The 2,767-nt window shown below is 59.8% G+C and carries 4 protein-coding genes and 1 pseudogene; 2 read left to right on the forward strand and 3 right to left on the reverse strand.

Annotation, left to right across the window (positions count from 1 at the left end; genetic code table 11):
* Positions 1 to 273: 273 nt before the first annotated feature.
* A complete protein-coding gene (locus tag AC1DMS_RS31610) occupies positions 274 to 603 on the reverse strand; it encodes a hypothetical protein (RefSeq protein ID WP_015866019.1) in 330 nt (109 codons plus the stop codon).
* 202 nt (positions 604 to 805) lie between these two features.
* A pseudogene (locus tag AC1DMS_RS31615) lies at positions 806 to 922 on the reverse strand (IS3 family transposase); the annotation flags it as partial.
* Positions 923 to 1,114: 192 nt separating this feature from the next.
* Between AC1DMS_RS31615 and AC1DMS_RS31620 the strand changes: the two are divergent.
* Positions 1,115 to 1,270, forward strand: a complete 156-nt coding sequence (locus AC1DMS_RS31620) for a hypothetical protein (RefSeq protein WP_015866018.1) — start codon at positions 1,115 to 1,117, stop codon at positions 1,268 to 1,270.
* A gap of 22 nt (positions 1,271 to 1,292) precedes the next feature.
* Here AC1DMS_RS31620 and AC1DMS_RS31625 read toward each other — a convergent pair whose 3' ends face one another.
* Complete coding sequence (locus AC1DMS_RS31625; protein ID WP_412512265.1) at positions 1,293 to 1,700, reverse strand: hypothetical protein; 408 nt, start codon at positions 1,698 to 1,700, stop codon at positions 1,293 to 1,295.
* Between the two features lie 879 nt (positions 1,701 to 2,579).
* On the opposite strand from AC1DMS_RS31625, the gene AC1DMS_RS31630 reads away from it, so the two are divergent.
* Positions 2,580 to 2,767: transposase (locus AC1DMS_RS31630; protein WP_478182119.1), on the forward strand; the 188-nt coding region annotated here is incomplete at its 3' end.

Consider the following 2,767-nt stretch of genomic DNA (forward strand, 5'->3'; position numbering starts at 1 on the left):
GCCCTTTTTACGCCCGGCAGAAAGAAGTGGATCGTGGCGGCGTTGACCAACGCGGCTTCTCCGGACAGCCGCGCGGCGTGCTTTCGTCTGGACGCCGATGTGGTCGTCGACAAGGCAGCGCAAGTCAATGAGTTCCTCGCCTATTGCGCTGCCGAGCATTGACGGACACGGGACGCCAACCAGATCTCGTGACCAGACATTCGCCCTCAGGCGCCGAACCAGCGCCGGACGATTCCTGAAGCACCCCGAAAGAAGGGCGCGTTGGTCAATGCGTCAGCGTGCGGCCGGAACCACGACAACGGTTCCGCCGGTGCCAGTGCTGCCGGTATTGCCTCTGGCGCCCGTTGCGCCGGTATTGCCCGTGTTGCCGGTATTTCCCTGATTGCCGGTTTCCCCTGTGGCGCCGGTGTTGCCGGTACTACCAGTGTCGCCTGTGTTCCCCGTGTTGCCGGTATTTCCCCTCGCGCCTGTGGCGCCTGTGGCACCTGTGTAGCCGGTGCTCCCGGTGTTGCCCGTGTTGCCTTGAGGTCCCATGGGGCCGGTGCAGGCAGATGCGCCGAGCAGAGCGAGCAATAGGGCGGACGGGAGTAAATACTTCTTCATGGCAGTTCCTTGGAGTCTTGGGGGGTGCAGCTCAATAGAGGCTACGCCGGCCACAATGACCGCCGGCGCGGGCTGCGTCTGTTCGGCACCGCGCATAGATGCGGTCATGAATTCATGCGCAACCCTCTTCGACTTCGGGCTCACATGTCCGCGCCGATGTAAAACTAACCCACTGGGGGTGCGGATAAAAACTTGGACTGGTTTATGTCGCAAATCCAAGACTCTCTCGATATTCGATGGGGCTGAGAGAGCCAAGGGAGAGCTTGATCCGCTTCTCGTTGTACCAGTGGATTCGGTCCAGCCGCGCGCTGGGCTTTTCTTTTCTGGTGGTGTTTAGACCGTCGAGTTTGTCCGACGTACCAAAGCCGGGAGCTGGATGACCATCGCGGCATGCAGCCGCTCCACCGCGGATCGTCATTACCGTGATCGAAGAGGAAGAGAGCGCCTATCGCTGGCGACGCTTCGAACTCAAGAGCGAAGGCTGTCATGTTCTCTACGAGCAGTCGAGGCCATGAAGACCTACAAGGCTGCCGGGCTGCTCGAGTTGCAGAAGATGGTCGACGCTCTTGGTGTTGGGCCACACGAGGACGAGCCCGGGCCGGCGAAGGCCAAGAAAAAGAGCGGCTCAGTCCTCGACTTCGGCGCTTGGCTGCCAAAGATGGGCTAAGCAGCAGCCGAAGCATCTCCGGTCACATTAAACGCAACCCTCGGGCGAATCGCATGGAAGTCTTCACGAATTCGGGAACGTCGCCCATCTTCGCGATCTCGGCAAGGCCGTCTTCCGTGATGCGGATCACCGTTGCCACCTGTGATGCGGCGTATCGCGCGCTCGACCCGAGAGCGTTGATCTCGGCTTCGATCAGGCCTGTGGCCAAAAGCACCGAGACGTACCGAACTTCATCCGGGTCAGCAACCCGAACCGGAAGCTGCACCTGCTGCAGCCTCATCAAGAACAAGAGCGGCATTCGATTCTCCGATTGCCGGCGCTTGCTCTGCCAAAAATGCCGGCCCTTTTTTGGTTTACAAAATGTAGCTTCAAGTACACCTTGCCGCCGCAAGTGCTTATTACTTAAAACCAATTCTGCAAACAAAGTCACGGATTGCTGCTCCGTGCCGACGGGGAGGCTGTACGCGCGATCCGACCTCCGCCTCAGCAAATCCGAAGGGCCTATCGAAAATTGAAGTGGACTGCCATTCGCTCGGCTTGATGTCGCGGTGCCGCTCGCAAGAATGTTGCGGCCTCCTTCGCAAAGCGTCGAGCCATACGCCGCATGCCCCGTCCTCCCGTCTCAAGCTCCTGCCAGTGCGAAGCGTCGGCGCTGTCCTCCATGAAGGAGGAGGGAAGAACCGGTTGGTTTCGGGGAGGCTATCAGGCGAGGCTTTGTTGGCAAGTTTCCGCCGCTCCTAAAGGGAGTCACCGCAACTTACGACTGCATGGAAAAATAGGGTAGACCGTCAGCCTCAAGCCAAAAGGGGTCTCGAATAGCCCGGATCACTCTACGGTTGAACCTGAATGCGAGTTCTTGATGGCCTAATATTCGAGATAGATTTTTCTTCCAGTTGGTCGCAATAACCTCGACTGATTCGCAAAGGATTGGTCGCGCGACGCACGAGTTTGGTTGACGCTGAGAATGAGTCGGTCCCACAAGCCACCCCCTGCTGTAGCTTGGTATCGAGCCCAACTCTGCGGAGAACCCCAGTGCGACTCGCAAGGTCTTCAAGCTCTACGCTTACCGACCGAGGCATCTTTGGATCGGCAGCGGGCCACCAGCGTGTTATGGGGCGTGACCAGGGCTTGGTGGGGCCGTTGTTTCTTGCCGGGGCAGGTCAAGCCGCGGTAACGGGGTGTTTACGTGCCTGTGGTTATCGTAGGTTGGGCGGCCCGCCGCATCGTTGTAAGCGCGCGGTGATCCCGTCTTGAGCTTGGCCCCGGTGTCTATGACGATGGTGTCCACCAAGGATTTAGGTGGACACCTATGGAAGACTCCAAGCGCGTGAGCCGGCGGCGCCACGCAGCCGAACTGAAGCGGCAAGTGTTGGCGGCGTGCGCAGAGCCCGGGGCGTCTGTGGCTCAAGTGGCGCTGGCCCATGGCCTCAACGCCAACCTCGTCCACAAGTGGCGCCGCATGGTCGACGCGAGAGGCACCGCCTCGAAGGCCGGCAA

The organism is Variovorax sp. 05T418, from assembly GCF_056396385.1.